This window comes from Dehalogenimonas sp. W (assembly GCF_037094495.1).
In the GTDB taxonomy this organism is placed as follows: Bacteria; Chloroflexota; Dehalococcoidia; order Dehalococcoidales; family Dehalococcoidaceae; genus Dehalogenimonas; species Dehalogenimonas loeffleri.
Map to the genome: position 1 here is coordinate 1,698,132 of NZ_CP146612.1, position 17,323 is coordinate 1,715,454.

Genomic DNA, 17,323 nt, shown 5'->3' on the forward strand with positions numbered 1-17,323 from the left:
TGTATGGCTATATTCAGATATACTTTAGCGCATTCTGACTTGATGGTAAATGGGTAAAAAGTAAGGGTTGATGACAAACTTTAGTAATGGCTGCATTTACAATACCGCCACAAATATCATCCCTAAACTGCGTACTACGGAAATCAAAAGTACCTTCGTACCATACAAAAGATTGTGCCTGTAAATTTATGTCCATAGTTTTGCCCCACTGAAATTAAAAATAAATGGCTCACAATCAGGACAATGAGATATAATTACGATATGCAGATAAGTTTACTCGAACAAAAACAGGCTCTGATATCCAGCGTCGACCGTCAGGCACCAAGACTGAAAGAAATTGCTTTACTAATCCACGCCAACCCCGAACTCGGATTTCAGGAAAAGCAGGCGGCCGACTGGATAATTGAGTATCTCCAATCAAACGTCTTCAATGTTGAACGCAACATCGCCGGATTAAAAACGGCCTTCCGGGCTACCTATGGCAGCGGGAAACCAGTGGTGGCTTTTCTGGGTGAGTATGATGCCCTGCCGGACGTCGGTCACGCCTGCGGGCATAATCTAATCGCTACTGCCGGTGCCGGTGCCGCTGTTGCCGCCAAACAACTGGCGGACACCTGCGACGGACAGATACAATTTATTGGCACACCTGCGGAAGAGCTTTTCGGCGGTAAAATCATCATGGCGCAACAAGGCGTCTTTGACAACATTGACGCCGCCTTAATGGTTCATCCAGAGTCTGGGCCCAACGTGGCGACGGCCCGTGCTTTAGCCTGCGTCACGCTTTATGTAGAATACTTCGGCAAGGAAGCTCACGCCGCAGCCGAACCCGCCGAAGGGATCAATGCGCTGGATGCCATGACGATCGCTTACTCAGCGGTTAGTGCTTTGAGACAGCATATCAGACCGACAGCACGGGTCCACGGCATCATCACCGACGGCGGCCATGCCGCTAATGTAGTCCCCGGGTACACTGCTGGAAGTTTTCTGGTAAGAGCTGGCGATATGGAATATCTGGATAGCCTTAAGGTCCGCGTACTGGACTGCTTTCGAGCCGGCTCGCTCGCAACCGGTGCCGAACTGAAATACCGATGGGATCCCCTTGCCTATGAACCGTTGCTTAACAACCCGACGCTTGCCGGTTTATTTACCGCTAATGTAGAGACACTGGGTCGTGAAATAATGCTGGAAGACAGCAATCAGTCGTTTGGCAGTACCGATATGGGCAATGTCAGCCGAGTGGTACCGGGATTGCATGGTTTTATTTCCATAGCGCCGACCGGAGTTATCGGACATACCCGTGAGTTTGCTGCGGCTGCCGCGTCCCCTGAAGGATTATCGGGCATGCTGGATGCAGCCAAGGCGCTGGCAATGACAACTGCTGACCTGTTTGTTAATCCGGATACCTTGAAGCGAGTTAAGGAAGATTTCATGATGGGAATCAATTCCTGAATGGGTTTCTTCTTAGGCATTGATGCCGGGTCAATCAGCACCAAAGCCGCCGTTCTGGACGACAATGATAATGTCATACTTACATGCCAAATACCCACAGGAGGCGACCCACTGGCTGCGGCTTGCCAACTTCGGACAACGGTTAATCATGCTATTGGCGAAACCCCGGAAAAACTTGCGGTTACCGGCAGCGCCCGGGAATTGGTAGGAACAAAACTTGGCGCTTCTATCATTAAAAACGAAATAACCTGCCAGGCTTTGGCTGCTGAATATTTTTTACCGGGTGTCCGGACGGTAATAGAAATGGGCGGGCAAGACTCTAAATTGATCATTGTCAGCGGCGGTTTGGTTCAGGATTTTGCCATGAACACCGTCTGCGCCGCCGGCACCGGGTCCTTCCTGGAACATCAGGCCAGCCGTCTGGGTTTGTCCATTGAGGCGTTCGCCGAAATCGGCAACAATCCCCAGGAGCCGGTAAATATTACCGGCCGATGCACCGTATTTGCTGAATCGGATATGATACACGCTCAGCAATCAGGCGCTTCAACCAGCAGTATCATCTATGGATTATGTTTAGCGTTGGTGCGGAACTTCCTGAGTGACACCAGACGGATTAATCGTCTGGTGTCACCTATCATGTTTCAAGGCGGCGTCGCCCGTAATCAGGCCATGGTACGGGCTTTTGAAAAAACTTTTGACCAAAAATTGCATATTCCCGACGGCCCTGAAATGACCGGCGCAATCGGCGCGGCCTTGATACAAAAGCGTCAATTAGCGCATAATATAAGGTAGGCGAGAGCAGAAAGTCGGGAATATTTTTTCACAAAGGACGGGAATTTATGCGAATTGCGGTAGACGCATCAGGCGGTGATTATGCTCCTTATGAAATTGTAAAAGGTGCTATCAAGGCCGCTCAAGAGCTAAAAGATAAAGGTGTAGAAATTATTCTGGTCGGCAAAAGGCCGGTATTGCATGTTCAGGCCGGTAAACATCTAAAGAAATTGAACCTGTCCATCGTCCACGCGCCTCAGAATATTGAATTCACCGAACATCCGGTTGAAGCGCTGAAAAATAAGCCAAAATCGTCTATCGCGGTAGGCACCATGATGGTGAAAGAAGGCCTGGCTGACGCATTTGTGTCCGCGGGCTCCACCGGAGCGGTATTATGTGCCGCCTATCTGTTGCTAGGTAAAATAGATGGGATTGAACGTCCGGCATTGGGCAGTATTATCAAACTAGTGCCTCACGCCCCTTCCCTCTTGCTTGATGCCGGTGCCAATTCCGACTGCCGCCCAATTCATCTGGCTGAATTCGCCCGTTTGGGCAATATTTATGCCAAATACGTGATGGGAATTGAAACACCAAGGGTTGGGCTTATGAGCAACGGCTCGGAAGAAACCAAAGGTAATAAACTCGTGGTTGAAACCCACCAATTACTCAAAAAAATGCCTAATATCAGATTTATCGGTAATATTGAAGGCCATGACCTGGTACGTGATACTGCCGATGTGATTGTGGTTGACGGTTATACCGGAAATATATTAATTAAGGCTTTTGAAGGACTGGGGGATTCTATTATTAAGATCAGACAAGTTGGCCAGGCAGTGACTTCCGCATCTCACCTGAGGGGAAGGGAACTGCTGGTTGATGTTGGGATCGGTCACATGGCCAAAAGTATGGACTTTCGCGAATACGGTGGTGCCTGCCTTCTAGGCGTCAAAGGCACCGTCATTGTGTCTCACGGCCGTTCTCGGGCTAAGGCCATAAAAAACGCAATACTAACTGCCAAAAGAACCGTGGAACAACGGATTCCCGAATTGATTGCTGAGGAGGTAAAAGAACATGCCAGCTCCATCACAGTATGATGTAATTATTATCGGCGGTGGCCCAGCCGGACTTACCGCCGGCCTATATACTGGCCGAGCCAAGCTCAAAACTGCCATTATTGAAGGCAGTGCAATTGGCGGGCGAATGGCCGAGGCTTGGGAGATAGAAAATTACCCCGGTATCGTTGAACCGATAAACGGTTACGACCTGACTCAGAAAATGCATGAACAGACTATTAAGTTCGGTGTAGAACACATTCAGACCGGCGTTACCGGGATTGATCTGGCTGACGGTCATAAAATTGTTAAGACGGCCTTGGGTGACTACGCGGCAAGAGCGTTAATTATCGCCGGCGGGTCCGAGCGACGCAAGCTCGGCGTCCCAGGTGAAAAGGAACTGGCGGGACGCGGGGTTTCTTTTTGCGCGACCTGTGACGGCCCCTTTTTTCGTAACAAAATAGTAGCTGTTATCGGGGGCGGGAACGGCGCTCTGAACGAAGCTATACACCTGACTCATTTCGCAGAGAAGATCTATATTATTCACCGCCGCGACAAATTACGAGCCACCCCCGTTCTTCAGGAAAAAGCGAAAGCCGACAACAAAATTGAATTCCTTTGGAATACTGATGTCACAGCTATTGAAGGTGACGGCACCGTGGAACGCCTGAAACTGAAAAATGTATTAAACGGTAAAGAAACTATCCTGCCGGTAGGCGGCGTATTTGTAGCCGTCGGCCTGATTCCCAATACGGATTACCTTAAAGGGGTAGTTGAACTCAACAAAGTTGGCGCTGTAATCACCAATGAAAATATGGAAACCAATATTCCGGGAGTGTACGCCGCCGGTGATGTCAGGGCAAACTCGGTACGGCAGGTTGTAACGGCAGCCGGTGACGGCGCCACGGCTGCATCTAATGCCCAGGACTACCTGTCCGGAATTAAAGTTTAAGGAACAACAACTAGATGAAAGTTATTTTTTTAAAAGACGTACCGAATATCGGTAAAACCGGTCAAATCAAAGAAGTGCCGGACGGTTATGCCAGGAATTTCTTGTTAAAATCCGGTTTTGCCGCGCCGGCGACAAAAGAAGCAACCGCCCATATCCAATCACAAATTGAAGCCGAGCGCAAAAAACAAGCAAATTTAGAAGCTGAACTGGCCGCTACTGCTGAATTGCTGGAAAAGCTGACAGTTGAAGTTGCAGGTAAGACAGGGGCCGGTGAAAAGCTATACGGCTCAATCACTACCACGGAAATAGCTGCTGCGGTCAAAGCCGCCAGCGGCTATGCCCTAGATAAAAGGAAGATTGAGATTGACGAACCAATCAGGCAGCTTGGCGTTTATCCGGTTACGGTACGGCTGTCGGCTTCCTTGACTCCGGTGATCAAGGTTAAAGTCGTCGCAAAAGGGAGTTAGGTTTTGGTGGAAAACCGGCTGCCACCCCATGATATTGCCGCTGAAGAAGCGGTTAATGGCTCGTTGCTGATAGACGGCAAGGTGATTTATGAGCTGGTCACCTTCCTAAAACCACAGGATTTTTATTCTGATTCCGGGAAATTTGTATATGAAGCCGCATTATCGCTTTTTCAGCGGGGAGCGGGCATTAACCAAGTCACTATTGCCCAGGAATTAGGGCGACTACAGAAACTTGAAGCCATCGGCGGCGCGGCTTATTTGTCGCACCTCATAAGCACCGTACCAACATCGCTGGATGCCGAACATTACGCCCGTATTGTTTATAATCTTGCAGTATCTCGGTTATTGATTACCGCCGGTACTCAAATTACTAATATCGGCTATACCGCCAGCCCAGAGCCTTCGGCCGCTATCGCCAATGCGGAATCACTGCTATTTAATTTACGCAATGAGCGTACATCGCTTGATTTCGTACACATCAAGAACATTCTCAGTAAATATCTGGAACCTCCTCCAGACCGGGAGCAACTGGAAACGGTCCCCACAGGATTTCATGGACTGAATGACTATATAGGTGGAATGAACCGGGGCGATTTGATTATTGTCGCGGGTCGCCCCAGTATGGGTAAAACGTCTTTCGGCCTGAATATCGCCCGAAACGCCGCAGTAGATCATCATGCCTGCACAGCTATTTTCAGCTTGGAAATGTCAGCCGAATCTCTGGTTCAACGTTTGGTCTCCTCGGAATCCGGCATTAACACCCGATATTTCCAACCTGGTCTTTCAACGCCCGACGAAGAAAACAAAATCATGCACGCCATTGGCAACTTGTCGGAGGCCCCGGTTTACATTGACGACAGCCCACAACTCAGAATTTCCGAAATTCGCGCTAAAGCACGTCGTCTTAATTTTGAAAACAAACTTGACCTGATAATCGTAGATTATCTGCAATTGTTACAAGGTGAATCCAGTAATGGCCGGGATAACAGAGTTCAGGAGATAAGTTATATTTCGCGCGCTCTCAAAGGTATTGCCCGGGAACTTAACGTACCGATTATCGCCTTGTCGCAGTTGTCCCGCGCCGTTGAAGGTCGTCCTTCGCACCTGCCACAACTCTCTGACCTGCGGGAAAGCGGTTCAATTGAACAAGATGCCGACATCGTAATTTTTATTTATCGGGAAGAGGTATATTATAAGCCTGAGGAATGGGCTGCTCAATTCCCGGACAAAGAGTACCCCAGTGAACTGGCTGATATTATTATTGCCAAGCATCGCAACGGCCCAATCGGCACCGTTAAGGTGCGGTTCCGTCATGCGCTGACTAAATTTGAAAACCTCCAAAGCGTTGCTGAGATTGGCTGATGAACCAGGTCTTTGACGGATATTCCGAAAGTTTTGACTATAGCGGCATTCCCAAGCCGTTTTTCAGCCGGGTGATGCCCATAATTAATGATCTTGATGAACTAAAAACAACGTTGATTTTTTTCAAGCTGTTTTTTGCTAAAAAAGGCCAACCCAGATTCGTTACAGACTTGGAGCTAGTCGCGGAAGCTCAAGGCCAATTGGACCAGGATCAGATACGGAAAGCGATGAACCTGGCCGGTCAGCACAATCACATAATTGAGCTTAATGGTGTTAACGGCGCAAAAACGTATTTTTTGAACGATGCTTCGGGTCGGAAATCAGTCGCTCTTATAAAACAAGGTGAAATACAAGTCCCAGAGGTTGTTCCGGCAATACCGGTTACACCGCCAATAGAAACACCTAATATATTTTCATTATATGAACAAAATATCGGCCTTATTACACCGATAATTGCCGATGAACTTAGATCAGCTATGGATAATTATCCGGAAACCTGGATCCGGGATGCTATTTCAGAAGCATCTGAATTGAATAAGCGTAGTTGGCGTTATATTAGTAAAATACTGGATAATTGGGCGACACAAGGTGAAAGAAATGGAACACATCAGCGAGATATTCAAAAAGGCCCCGACAAATATGTCAAAGGACGCTATGGCAAATTTGTCCAACGATAGATTTGAACAACGTTCCGATATGAAACCCGAGTGCCCTAAATGTCTGGGAGCACGCTTTGTGTATCCCAAGACTCCGAGTGGCAAAATCGATTATTCCAGAAGCGTGCCATGTACCTGTGTCGCCGGCACCACAGACATGATGTTAAAGAAACAGCGTTTATTGGATTATTCCCGACTGGGAACGCTAAGGGAACTAAATTTTGACAATTTATTACCCGAAGGCCGACATGGGGACCTCCAACAAAAAACGAGTTATATGTCTGCCGTGGAAGCTGCCCGAATCTTTACCGGGGAACCTAAAGGTTTACTGGTTTTTACTGGTCCTTCCGGCTCAGGCAAAACACATGTGTTGGCTGCGATAGTTAACGAGTTAATTGCCAGTGGTAAAACTGTCGTTTACCGTTCCGCTCCCGATATGATGGATGAATTAAGAGCCGGTTTTTCCCAAGGCGCTGAGTATGCCTATGCCGACTTGTTTGAGCGTTTAAAGACCATCCCTATTCTAGTGTTGGATGATTTTGGAGTCCAGAACGATTCTCCCTGGGTTCGCGAAAAATTAGAACAACTATTAACTTACCGCAATCATCAGGAATTACCCACTGTAATTGCCACAGGTGTACCTTTTGAAGTTCTAGATGAACGGGTCAAAAACAGGATTAACAATGCTCATCAGACAGCGATGTTCAGCCTCGGCAGCAACGATATCTCCGGACGTGATTGGGCTGAAGGTCTGGAATTACAAAAACGCATGACATTTGCCTCATTTGACCGTGAGCGTCTTAACCTTCCGTTGGAGGAACAGGAAAACCTTAATCGCGCCTACAAGGTAGCTTATGATTTCGCACGAGCCCCTGACGGCTGGTTGATTCTACAGGGCGTCACCGGTTGCGGTAAAACGCACTTGGCGTCCTCAATCGTGAATTACCGTTATCAATCTAATCTGCCAGCTTTGTTCACGGTCGTGCCGGAGTTTCTGGATCATTTAAGGTCAACTTTTACACCGGACAGCCGCGTTTCCTATGATGAAATATTCGACAGGGTTAAGACTACGCCATTTTTAGTACTTGATGATTTTGGAGAACACGCTTCCACTCCCTGGGCTCAGGAAAAATTGTATCAGGTCATTAGCTACCGCTACAACGCTCAATTACCAACAGTGATTACCACCCGTTCGTCGCTTGATGAAATTGAACCGGCTATCAGTTCCCGTTTCATTGATCATCAATTCAGCATGGTTTTTAATATCACCGCCCCCGATTACCGAGGTGATACCAGCAGGGGGAAAAAGGCCCATTCAAGAGCCGGTAATAAGACATACTATCCTAAGAAATAAACTTTGTGCTTACTACACCATGTTATCGGGCTTTTTTCGTTTCTATTTTGGGTCAACGTATAATATCCTAACAAATTATGACACCTAAACTTAAAAAACTATTCTACTTTCTTCGCAACGACACCTCTTACCTGCAACTGATTAATCAAGCGAAATCCGGAGCAATGGATTTAAGCTGTTCAACCATTGAATCCGCCCGTTCTTATGTAATCAGTTCTATTTGCGACGAACTCAAAAGACCTTGCATCGTAATTACACACAATTCAGAACGGGCAAAACAGCTAACGGAGCAGTTATCACTATATTTTGCTGAGAGTGCCATCTTGCTTTACCCGTACCCCGAACTTTTGCCTTATCAAAGAGCGGCAACCGACCGCACAACACAAATGGATACGATTCTGGCATTGGCTAGAATAACCGGACTTAACAACAACATACCACAGATATCAGTCATTGCACTGGAAAGTCTGTTGCAACATGTCCCAGCACGAGATGACTTTGTTGCCGTCTGGAACACATTAGTCTCAGGGACTGAAATTAGCCCGATGGTACTGACCGGCCAGCTGGTTGCCGCCGGTTATCGGCAAGATGTATTAGCTGAGGTACCAGGAAGCTTCAGTCGTCGAGGCGGCATAATTGATATATTTTCACCGACCGAAGATTATCCTTTTCGCCTGGAATTCTTCGGAGACACCATTGAAAGCATCCGACTCTTTGACCCCGGCACCCAACGCTCCATCAGGACCCTTGACTGTGTAGAGCTTAGCCCGGCTTCTTTGTTAATAACACCACGACACTGGGGACAAGATTGTCTTAATGGTCTTGAAAATACGGTGTACGAAGAATTATTGGAAGAAGTGGATAAATTGAATGCCGGGGGCCGACCGGAAACATCCGGTTTCTGGCAGCCTTATGTTAATAAATCGTCTTTAATTGATTATGTCCCGACTGACACAATCGTGTTTATTGATGACCCTGAACTGGTTGCACGATCTTGGGAGTCATACCATGAAGAAGCCGAACAATTACGAATAGAAAAAGAAACACAGCGGCATTTACCCACCGATTATCCGATACCGTATCTATATTGGCAACATCTGCACAAATCATTCAATAGTCGACTCACTATTGAATTACGGTCATGGGGCGGGTCATCTAACAGCAGCATTGAACTACCATTTGCCGGTGCATCCAGTTACTCCGGACGCTTACCCGCTTTTTTTGAAAAACTCCCGGAATTACTTGAACAACAGAAAACAGTAATTATTCTGAGTTACCAATCTGAAAGGCTTCAGGAATTACTGAAGGAAAAAGCCATACCTTTTAAAGTAGCCGAAGAATTTAGCACCGATTTCCTTAAAAGCCTGACCATAATCCACAGTCTTTCGGACTCAGGTTGGGTGCTGATGGGTGAAATTTTTCTATTCACCGATCTTGAGCTTTTCGGTTTTATAAAGACAAGAAGGCAAAGTCACCGTCGTTCCAATATAAAAGGATTGGTACTGTCCGAACTCAACCCGGGCGACTTTGTGGTGCATATCGATCATGGCATTGCCCAGTTTAAAGAAATCATTAATAAGCAGGCCGGTGGAACCAATAGAGATTACCTCCTGCTGGAATATGCCGCTGGTGACCGATTGTACGTTCCAACCGACCAGATAGAGCGCGTAGGCCGTTATATCGGCACCGACGGCGAGTCCCCAGTTTTAAATAGATTGGGCACTCTTGAATGGACTCGTAGCAAAGAAAAAGCTCAAAAAGCGGCTGAGGAGATGGCCGAAGAGTTGGTTGAACTTTACGCCAACAGACAGCTTGTCAGTGGATATGCATATTCACCTGATACCATCTGGCAGCGGGAACTTGAAGGTTCATTCCCTTACGTAGAAACACCGGACCAGATCCGAGCACTTGATGACATTAAGACTGATATGGAAAAACCACAGCCAATGGACCGCCTGATTCTAGGCGATGTGGGCTATGGTAAGACTGAGGTAGCATTACGGGCAGCGTTTAAGGCAGTCATGGACGGACGCCAAGTTGCTATTTTGGTACCGACGACGGTTTTGGCCCAACAACATTATGTCACCTTTAAAAACCGGCTGGCAGCTTTTCCCCTAAAACTTGAATCACTTAGCCGCTTCCGCTCCGAAAGCGAGCAATGCCGAATAATTGACGATTTGGCCTGCGGTGTGGTGGATATCGTGATCGGTACCCATCGGTTGCTGCAATCCGATGTAAGATTTAACAATTTAGGACTCGTGATCATTGACGAAGAACAACGATTCGGAGTGATGCACAAAGAATTTCTGAAAAAATTACGTCAAGAAGTTGATGTACTTACCCTATCAGCGACTCCCATCCCACGAACACTTCAGTTATCCCTGACCGGTGTCCGAGATATGAGCATTATTGAAACACCTCCGCAGGAGAGACTGCCGGTTAAAACCATTGTCGCCGCCTGGGATGATAATATCGTCCGAGAGGCCATTCTAAGAGAACTAGAGCGCGGAGGCCAGGTGTTCTTTGTTCATAACCGGGTAGCCAGCATTTATCATATTGCGGCGAAGCTGCAAAAACTGGTACCGGAAGCATCATTCACTGTCGGCCACGGCCAGATGCCGGAACACGAATTGGAAATGGTGATGTCCCGCTTTACTGAGGGAACCGAAAACGTCCTCGTTTGTACAACTATAATTGAAAGCGGCGTGGATGTTCCTAATGCCAATACCATTATCATTAATCACGCAGACCGATTCGGATTGACCCAACTTTATCAACTGCGGGGGCGTGTTGGTCGGGGTACCAACCTCGCTTATTCCTACCTATTATATGAGAAAGATAAACGTCTAACGGAAACTTCGTTGAAACGACTAAAAACCATCTATGAGGCAGCTGAATTAGGCGCTGGTTACAGCATCGCGATGAAAGACCTGGAAATACGGGGTGCGGGCACGTTGCTGGGAACCAGGCAGAGCGGTCAGATAAGCGCTGTGGGCTTTAACCTCTATACCGAAATGCTAAGTGAAGCTGTTGAAAAACAGCAGAAAAAGCACAAACAACCGATTGAATCCAACACACGCCGGCTTACCCCTCCGTCGGTGGATTTACCAATTGTTGCCTATATTCCAGAAACATATATAGCCAATACCCAATTAAGACTCAGGCTGTATCAACGATTGACAGCAATCAATAATACCAGTGATTTAACTGAAATGGAAAATGAACTTTCTGACCGTTTCGGACCTATCCCTTCTGAAACCGCCGATGTTTTGTTTTTAATCAGGTTGCGGATATTTGGTGTAAAAATTGGAATCAAGTCCTTCAGTACAGCGAACGACGAAATTATCATCAGTTTTCACCCTGGCCTTCAACCGGATTTTAATAGGCTTCGCCCTCTGAAATCTGGAATATCGCTTTCGCCGACCAAAATAAGGATCAAATATCAAGAACCAGGCGTCAACTGGCGCCAATTGCTGGAAGAAATAACCTGGCGCCTGGCGAAATAAAAAGCAGGGTGAATATATCACCCCGCTTTACCGTATACCTAAAATGCAGAAATGGTGGGCTCGGCAGGTTTCGAACCTGCGACCAAGCGGTTATGAGCCGCCCGCTCTAACCACTGAGCTACGAGCCCGATGGACAATTAAAGATACTGCTCGTCCTCGGGAATCTCGTCTTCGTTTTCAGTAATTTCCGGCTTCCTGCGCTCAAAGCGGCTTTCTTTCTTTTCACCCTTGGGCTTGAACACGGGCGGATAGTCAAACTCCGGTTTGTCATCTTCCCAAACTTCGGTTACCGGATTCCACTTGCGTTTTCTTTCCTCCGGATCAAAGGCAGCGGCCATTTTCTCCTGTTCAATAGCGGCTTTATACATTTCTCGCTCTTTTGGATCAGCCGAAGTTGACTTAGCCGCCCAATTAGCATAGTCACGAACTGCAGTTTCCTTGGTACGTTCTTCGTCGGCTTCCTTTTCCTTACGAGCTACTTCTTCTTTTGCCCACTCAACCCAAGCTTCGGGACCTTTACCGCACGCCTGCTGCCTTTCCTCCCGCCATTTCGCAAGCGGGTCTGGATTTTTAATCTTGTCATCTTCAATTTTTCGTTCAGACAGCCACATTTTTTCAGCAGCTTTATCTTTAGCATGGAGATAATGATCGGCTGGGGTTGCAGTCACATGGGAAAACGCGGATATTATACGGTCACACTCAGCTTTACAAGTCGGGCATTCGGTGACGGCATCGCACTCGCTAAATGGTCGTCGCAACTCAAAGGTATTGCGGCATACGGGACAGATATATTCATAAATCGGCATTTTTTCTTACCTCCGTTAAGTTATGTTTAGCGTTAAAATTGTAACACTATCAGACAGGTTTCATCAAGCTGTTGCGCGTACAATCAATAAAATACCTCATCATTGCGGGCTCCACTGTCATCGCCTATAATTATCATACAGCAAACCTATTTGGAAAGAGAGTAGTATGGCCTCAAGACACGAAAGAATTACTCAAGACCGACAGGACAAGCTTGATCGCTTGAGGCAAGCAGGCATTAATCCATATCCAAATTCATTTCACAGAACACACACCAACCTTCAGGCAATTAATGATCTCAAATTTGCAGAAGATTGCGGCACTCAGCCACCGGTGGTTACCGTAAGCGGGCGAGTGATATCACGGCGTGATATGGGTAAATTAAGTTTTATTGACCTACGTGATGGTGACAGTAAAATACAGCTATTTTGTAGCCTGAAAAATCTAGATGAAACCAGCATCTTAATACTGAGTTCTCTTGATATAGGGGATACCATTGGTGCCACCGGCGTGTTGATGCGAACCCGTGCCGGAGAAGCCTCCGTTAGCGTGACTCAGCTCCTGATGTTAACCAAATCTCTGCAGCCTTTGCCGGAAAAATGGCATGGGCTGCAGGATACTGAGAAGAGGCATCGCCAAAGGTATCTAGACATGATTGCCAACCCGGAAGTTAAGGATACTTTCCGGCGGCGATCTCAGATTATTTCCGAAATCCGCCGTTATTTGGATTCTCACGGCTATACTGAAGTGGAAACCCCTGTACTCCAGTCTCTAGCCTGCGGGGCATCCGCCCGGCCGTTCCTTACTCACCACAACGCCTTACAGCAGGATATGTACCTGCGTATCGCCTTGGAACTTTATTTAAAAAGACTTATTGTCGGCGGATTTGACGGTGTTTATGAAATCGGTAGGATCTTCCGCAACGAAGGTATTTCCCTTAAACATAACCCCGAGTTCACCATGCTGGAGTGTTACAAAGCCTATGCAGACTACCAGGATATGATGACAGTAGTTGAGGAAATGGTTTCCGGGATTGTCAGTGTTATCACAGGTGGGCTTACGGTGGAACACGGGGACGTTACCCTCAATTTTAAATCACCCTGGCCGCGAGTAGATTTCCGCAGCGCTTTATTGGAACACTCCGGGGTTGACTTTCTGGATTATTCGGATGCTGAGTCTTTGCGAGCTAGGATGAAAGAACTCGGCCTGGAAGCAGATGAAGCAAAGGACAAGGGTAAATTGATTGACGAATTACACTCCCACTTTGTTGAACCTCATCTGGTGCAACCGTGTTTTCTGGTTGATTACCCTATAGAAATGTCGCCGCTGGCTAAGACCAAACCTGGCGAACCACGTATAGTGGAACGCTTTGAGGCTTTTGCCGGTGGAATGGAAATAGCAAATGCTTTTTCCGAGTTGAACGACCCATTGGAACAGGAACACCGTTTTTCGGCCCAGCTGGAAAAGGGATCCTGTGCGCCGCAGGTTGACGATACGGAAACCATTGATGAAGACTTCCTTACTGCGCTGGAATACGGTATGCCGCCCACGGGTGGGCTTGGTGTTGGTATTGACCGTTTGATAATGTTGTTGACCGGACACCGTTCCATCCGGGAGGTCATCTTGTTTCCGACTCTCAAGGATAAGGAGTAGCTTGAAATGCTTGATTTAAAATATATTCGGGAAAATCCTGATATCGTACGTCGTGCCGTTGCCGACCGCCAAACACAGGCTCCAATTGACGAAGTTATTGAGGCCGACAACGCCCGAAGGGCAACCACACAGGTGCTGGACGAACTCCGACGTCAACGAAAAGAAATGTCCCAGACTCGCCCGACAGATCCGGAGCCCGGTAGAATCCTGCGAGAAAAAATTGCCGCTTCGGAAGAAGAACTGCGTAATATTGAAAAACGGTTACATGATTTTTTATTGCAGATTCCCAACATTCCTCAGGAAAGCGTTCCCTATGGCACCAGCGAAGCCGACAATGTTATTTTAAGATATTACGGGGAGGCAGCGAAATATGAATTTGACCCTAGACCCCATTGGGAACTGGGAGAACAATTAGGAATCATTGATTTTGAACGTGGTGTCAAATTATCCGGCTCCCGTTTTTATGTACTTAAAAAGTCCGGTGCCCGATTGCAGCGAGCCCTAATCTCGTTTTTCCTTGACTTGCATACCAGAAAACACGGCTATAGTGAGATGTATCTCCCGTTCATGGTTAAAAAGGAGGCGTTAATTGGGTCGGGCAATTTACCAAAGTTCGCTGATAATCTTTACCATGATGCGGTTGACGACTTGTGGATGGTACCGACTGCTGAAGTCCCCCTAACCAATTTGCACCGGGATGAAATTATTGCCAACGAACAATTACCGATCAACTACTGCGCTTATACTGCCTGTTTCCGCCGCGAAAAGATGAGCGCCGGCAAGGACACCCGCGGCATTAAACGCGGTCATCAGTTTGACAAAGTGGAGCTGTATAAGTTTACCAGCCCGGAAACATCCAATGACGAACTTGAAAGGCTTCTTGAGGATGCCGAGGATATTGTCCGAGCACTTCAGTTGCCATACCGAATCGTTCAGTTATGCACCGCAGATATCGGCTTTGCTTCAAGCAAAAGCTATGATATTGAGATTTGGTCACCGGGTGTAAACGAGTGGCTTGAAGTCAGCTCCTGTTCCAACTGTTGGGATTTCCAGGGACGTCGGGCTAATATACGTTATAGGCGGGACAATAACGGTAAAGTAGATTTCGTTCATACACTTAACGGTTCTGGATTAGCATTGCCGCGAGTACTGATCGCCGTATTAGAAAATTATCAGCAAGCAGATGGGACAGTGATGGTACCAGAAGTATTGAGACCATTCATGGGAATTGACTTTATAAAGGCTGAATAAAATTAAAGATAAATTGGAGCGGGCGACGAGGCTCGAACTCGCGACAACCTGCTTGGAAGGCAGGCACTCTACCACTGAGTTACACCCGCAGCAAGACAACCAATGTAATTCTAAACCGAGGCCAGATGTGGTGTCAAAGCCGGGTGATTATATCAAAGTTTGGCTTTAATTGCTTTCAGGTTATTCTTGAATCCGGGCAACAATTTCAAACCAAGTCTAACAAATAAATTCCCAGCCATCCTATCCACGTAAGCCATATCACCCAAGCGTTTCAACACCCCTTCGGCAAAAGTAGGGTAAGCGTGGCTGACTGAGTGTAGAAAATGCAATGGTTTGCCGGTGGCTTTCAACAATTGCATCTCATGCGCTAATTCTTCGGCCCTTTCACCCCAGATATGAACGCCGATAATCTTGCCGTTAGTACGGCAAATGATCTTGGCCATTCCGTAATCCTGACGTTCCATCTTGGCTCGGCGCAAATTCCGATAGTCATACCGGTATATTTTGATGCGCTTGCCGAATCGAGCAGCAGCCTCTTCTTCGGTCAATCCGGCTCTGGCCAGGGGTGGCTCAGTAAAAATCACGGAAACCATATGTTCAAAGTTCTGTCGGGTTTTGAACACAGGTACGATGGCGTTATTAGCTGCCGCCAGTGACTGCTTTTCAACCATGGAAGCGTTCTGGCTCAAACCGGTGACATCCCCACAAGCAAATATATTAGGTTGAGTAGTCTGTAAATGACGGTTAACCGTGATCCCCTTACCGGTATATTCTACGCCCGCCTTTTCCAGATTGAGACCTTCAATGTTCGGCGTTCGGCCGATAGTCATTAATACAGCGTCGCTTACAATGTCTCGCAGGGTACCATCGCTGTCAGTAATGGTTATCCGTACTTGGCTCTCATGTTGTTGAAGTTCCTTCACCTTACAACCGGTTATAATTTTTAATCCCAGCTTTTTGACATGATCCACCAAACATTGCACTATCTCCCGATCTTCCCGAAACAGAATTGAATCAGCAACTTCCAAAATAGTTACTTCCTGCCCCAACAGCCGAAGTGCCAACCCAAGTTCAACACCTGCAGGCCCACCGCCGATAACCACCATAGTGGCAGGAAGTGTTTTCAGTCTAAAAAGACTTTCCACATCCAAGCATCCGGGAATATCAGTTCCTGGAATGCCAATACTGGCTGGGCGACTACCTGTGGCGATAATAAAGCGATCGGCAGAATATTTTCTGGAACCTACTAATACGTGGTGTCTATCAATAAATTGAGCTGAACCAAAAGCCGTGTTAATGCCGATTGCGTTGAAGCTTTCAGGCGTGTCAATGGAATTCACATCGGCAATGACACGGTTGATATACGGAAAAACTCCATCAGCATTGTAGTGGTCAAGTTGGTAGGTTAAACCGTAGTCCTTGGCTCTCTGCAACACATTTGCCATCACTCCTGAACGAATCAGGGATTTTGTAGGCATACAGGTTTTCAATGTACAACTACCACCGATGCGTTCTTTTTCTACCAGCAAGACTCGTTTACCCAAGCCTGCGGCAAAACTGGCAGTAGCCAACCCGCCGATACCGGCGCCGATAACAATTAAATCGTACTCAAAACGAGCCAACTATGTGTCCATCTCCAGTAAATGTAATTTTAAAGTAATTTGCAGAATTTGAACTCCGCAGACATTTTATCTTGCCGGTTATGGGAACCAGTATCGCAGCGTACTGTCGACAACAAAGTGTTAAATTATACCGACTTTTCAATAACATTGACTTCAACGCTTACGCCATCATAATTTTCAAACACCGTAAATTGTTTAAGGCTTTTGTCCAAAGAGGAAGACCAGCTTGTATAGCAGGGGCAAATTAGAATAAAAAGAGTCAGCTCTTAGTTCTGACCACCCAAATAAAGACCACTGTGTCTGCAGTCACAATCTATCTCCCGTTATTAACCCGATGGTCGGGGTGAGAGGACTCGAACCTCCGGCCTCAGCGTCCCAAACGCTGCGCGCTAACCAACTGCGCTACACCCCGTTACTTAAATGG

Annotated in this window: 13 protein-coding genes and 3 tRNA genes; 11 read left to right on the forward strand and 5 right to left on the reverse strand. The window is 47.1% G+C overall.

Features of this window, described 5'->3' with window-relative positions; genetic code table 11:
• Positions 1-261: 261 nt before the first annotated feature.
• The 9 genes from V8247_RS08780 (at position 262) to mfd (ending at position 11,569) form a co-directional block, all read left to right on the forward strand.
• Positions 262-1,449: a M20 family metallopeptidase gene (locus V8247_RS08780; RefSeq protein ID WP_338737469.1), complete on the forward strand. Its 1,188-nt coding sequence runs from the start codon at positions 262-264 to the stop codon at positions 1,447-1,449.
• Entirely contained in the window at positions 1,450-2,241 is a 792-nt protein-coding gene (locus tag V8247_RS08785; RefSeq protein ID WP_338737470.1) for an acyl-CoA dehydratase activase, read from the forward strand.
• A 47-nt stretch (positions 2,242-2,288) separates the two neighbouring features.
• Positions 2,289-3,314, forward strand: a complete 1,026-nt coding sequence (gene plsX, locus V8247_RS08790) for a phosphate acyltransferase PlsX (protein ID WP_338737471.1) — start codon at positions 2,289-2,291, stop codon at positions 3,312-3,314.
• The gene (trxB, locus tag V8247_RS08795; RefSeq protein ID WP_338737472.1) at positions 3,292-4,224 is read left to right on the forward strand and encodes a thioredoxin-disulfide reductase; all 933 of its coding nucleotides are present in this window, start codon (positions 3,292-3,294) and stop codon (positions 4,222-4,224) included. Before plsX ends, trxB begins: the two co-directional genes overlap by 23 nt.
• Before the next feature lie 14 nt (positions 4,225-4,238).
• A complete protein-coding gene (rplI, locus tag V8247_RS08800) occupies positions 4,239-4,691 on the forward strand; it encodes a 50S ribosomal protein L9 (RefSeq protein ID WP_338737473.1) in 453 nt (150 codons plus the stop codon).
• A gap of 6 nt (positions 4,692-4,697) precedes the next feature.
• Positions 4,698-6,053 (forward strand): replicative DNA helicase, encoded by a 1,356-nt coding sequence (gene dnaB, locus V8247_RS08805; RefSeq protein WP_338737474.1) that lies wholly within the window; start codon positions 4,698-4,700, stop codon positions 6,051-6,053.
• Positions 6,053-6,730 (forward strand): DnaD domain protein, encoded by a 678-nt coding sequence (locus tag V8247_RS08810; protein ID WP_338737475.1) that lies wholly within the window; start codon positions 6,053-6,055, stop codon positions 6,728-6,730. Before dnaB ends, V8247_RS08810 begins: the two co-directional genes overlap by 1 nt.
• Positions 6,717-8,063 (forward strand): ATP-binding protein, encoded by a 1,347-nt coding sequence (locus V8247_RS08815; RefSeq protein ID WP_338737476.1) that lies wholly within the window; start codon positions 6,717-6,719, stop codon positions 8,061-8,063. Before V8247_RS08810 ends, V8247_RS08815 begins: the two co-directional genes overlap by 14 nt.
• Before the next feature lie 77 nt (positions 8,064-8,140).
• Entirely contained in the window at positions 8,141-11,569 is a 3,429-nt protein-coding gene (gene mfd, locus V8247_RS08820; protein WP_338737477.1) for a transcription-repair coupling factor, read from the forward strand.
• A 52-nt stretch (positions 11,570-11,621) separates the two neighbouring features.
• Here the strand turns inward: mfd and V8247_RS08825 are convergent.
• A tRNA-Ile gene (locus tag V8247_RS08825) sits at positions 11,622-11,697 on the reverse strand.
• A gap of 9 nt (positions 11,698-11,706) precedes the next feature.
• Positions 11,707-12,375, reverse strand: coding sequence for a zinc ribbon domain-containing protein (locus V8247_RS08830; RefSeq protein ID WP_338737478.1), 669 nt, complete (start codon positions 12,373-12,375; stop codon positions 11,707-11,709).
• 166 nt (positions 12,376-12,541) lie between these two features.
• Here V8247_RS08830 and lysS point away from each other — a divergent pair, with 166 nt between their 5' ends.
• Both lysS and serS read left to right on the forward strand, forming a co-directional pair.
• A complete protein-coding gene (gene lysS, locus V8247_RS08835; protein ID WP_338737479.1) occupies positions 12,542-14,026 on the forward strand; it encodes a lysine--tRNA ligase in 1,485 nt (494 codons plus the stop codon).
• Positions 14,027-14,032: 6 nt separating this feature from the next.
• Positions 14,033-15,277, forward strand: coding sequence for a serine--tRNA ligase (serS, locus tag V8247_RS08840; protein ID WP_338737480.1), 1,245 nt, complete (start codon positions 14,033-14,035; stop codon positions 15,275-15,277).
• A 14-nt stretch (positions 15,278-15,291) separates the two neighbouring features.
• Here serS and V8247_RS08845 read toward each other — a convergent pair.
• From V8247_RS08845 to V8247_RS08855, 3 genes are all read right to left on the reverse strand, one after another.
• Positions 15,292-15,366, reverse strand: a tRNA-Gly gene (locus V8247_RS08845).
• A 63-nt stretch (positions 15,367-15,429) separates the two neighbouring features.
• Positions 15,430-16,899, reverse strand: a complete 1,470-nt coding sequence (locus V8247_RS08850) for an NAD(P)/FAD-dependent oxidoreductase (RefSeq protein ID WP_338737481.1) — start codon at positions 16,897-16,899, stop codon at positions 15,430-15,432.
• A gap of 335 nt (positions 16,900-17,234) precedes the next feature.
• A tRNA-Pro gene (locus tag V8247_RS08855) sits at positions 17,235-17,311 on the reverse strand.
• Between the last annotated feature and the right edge of the window lie 12 nt (positions 17,312-17,323).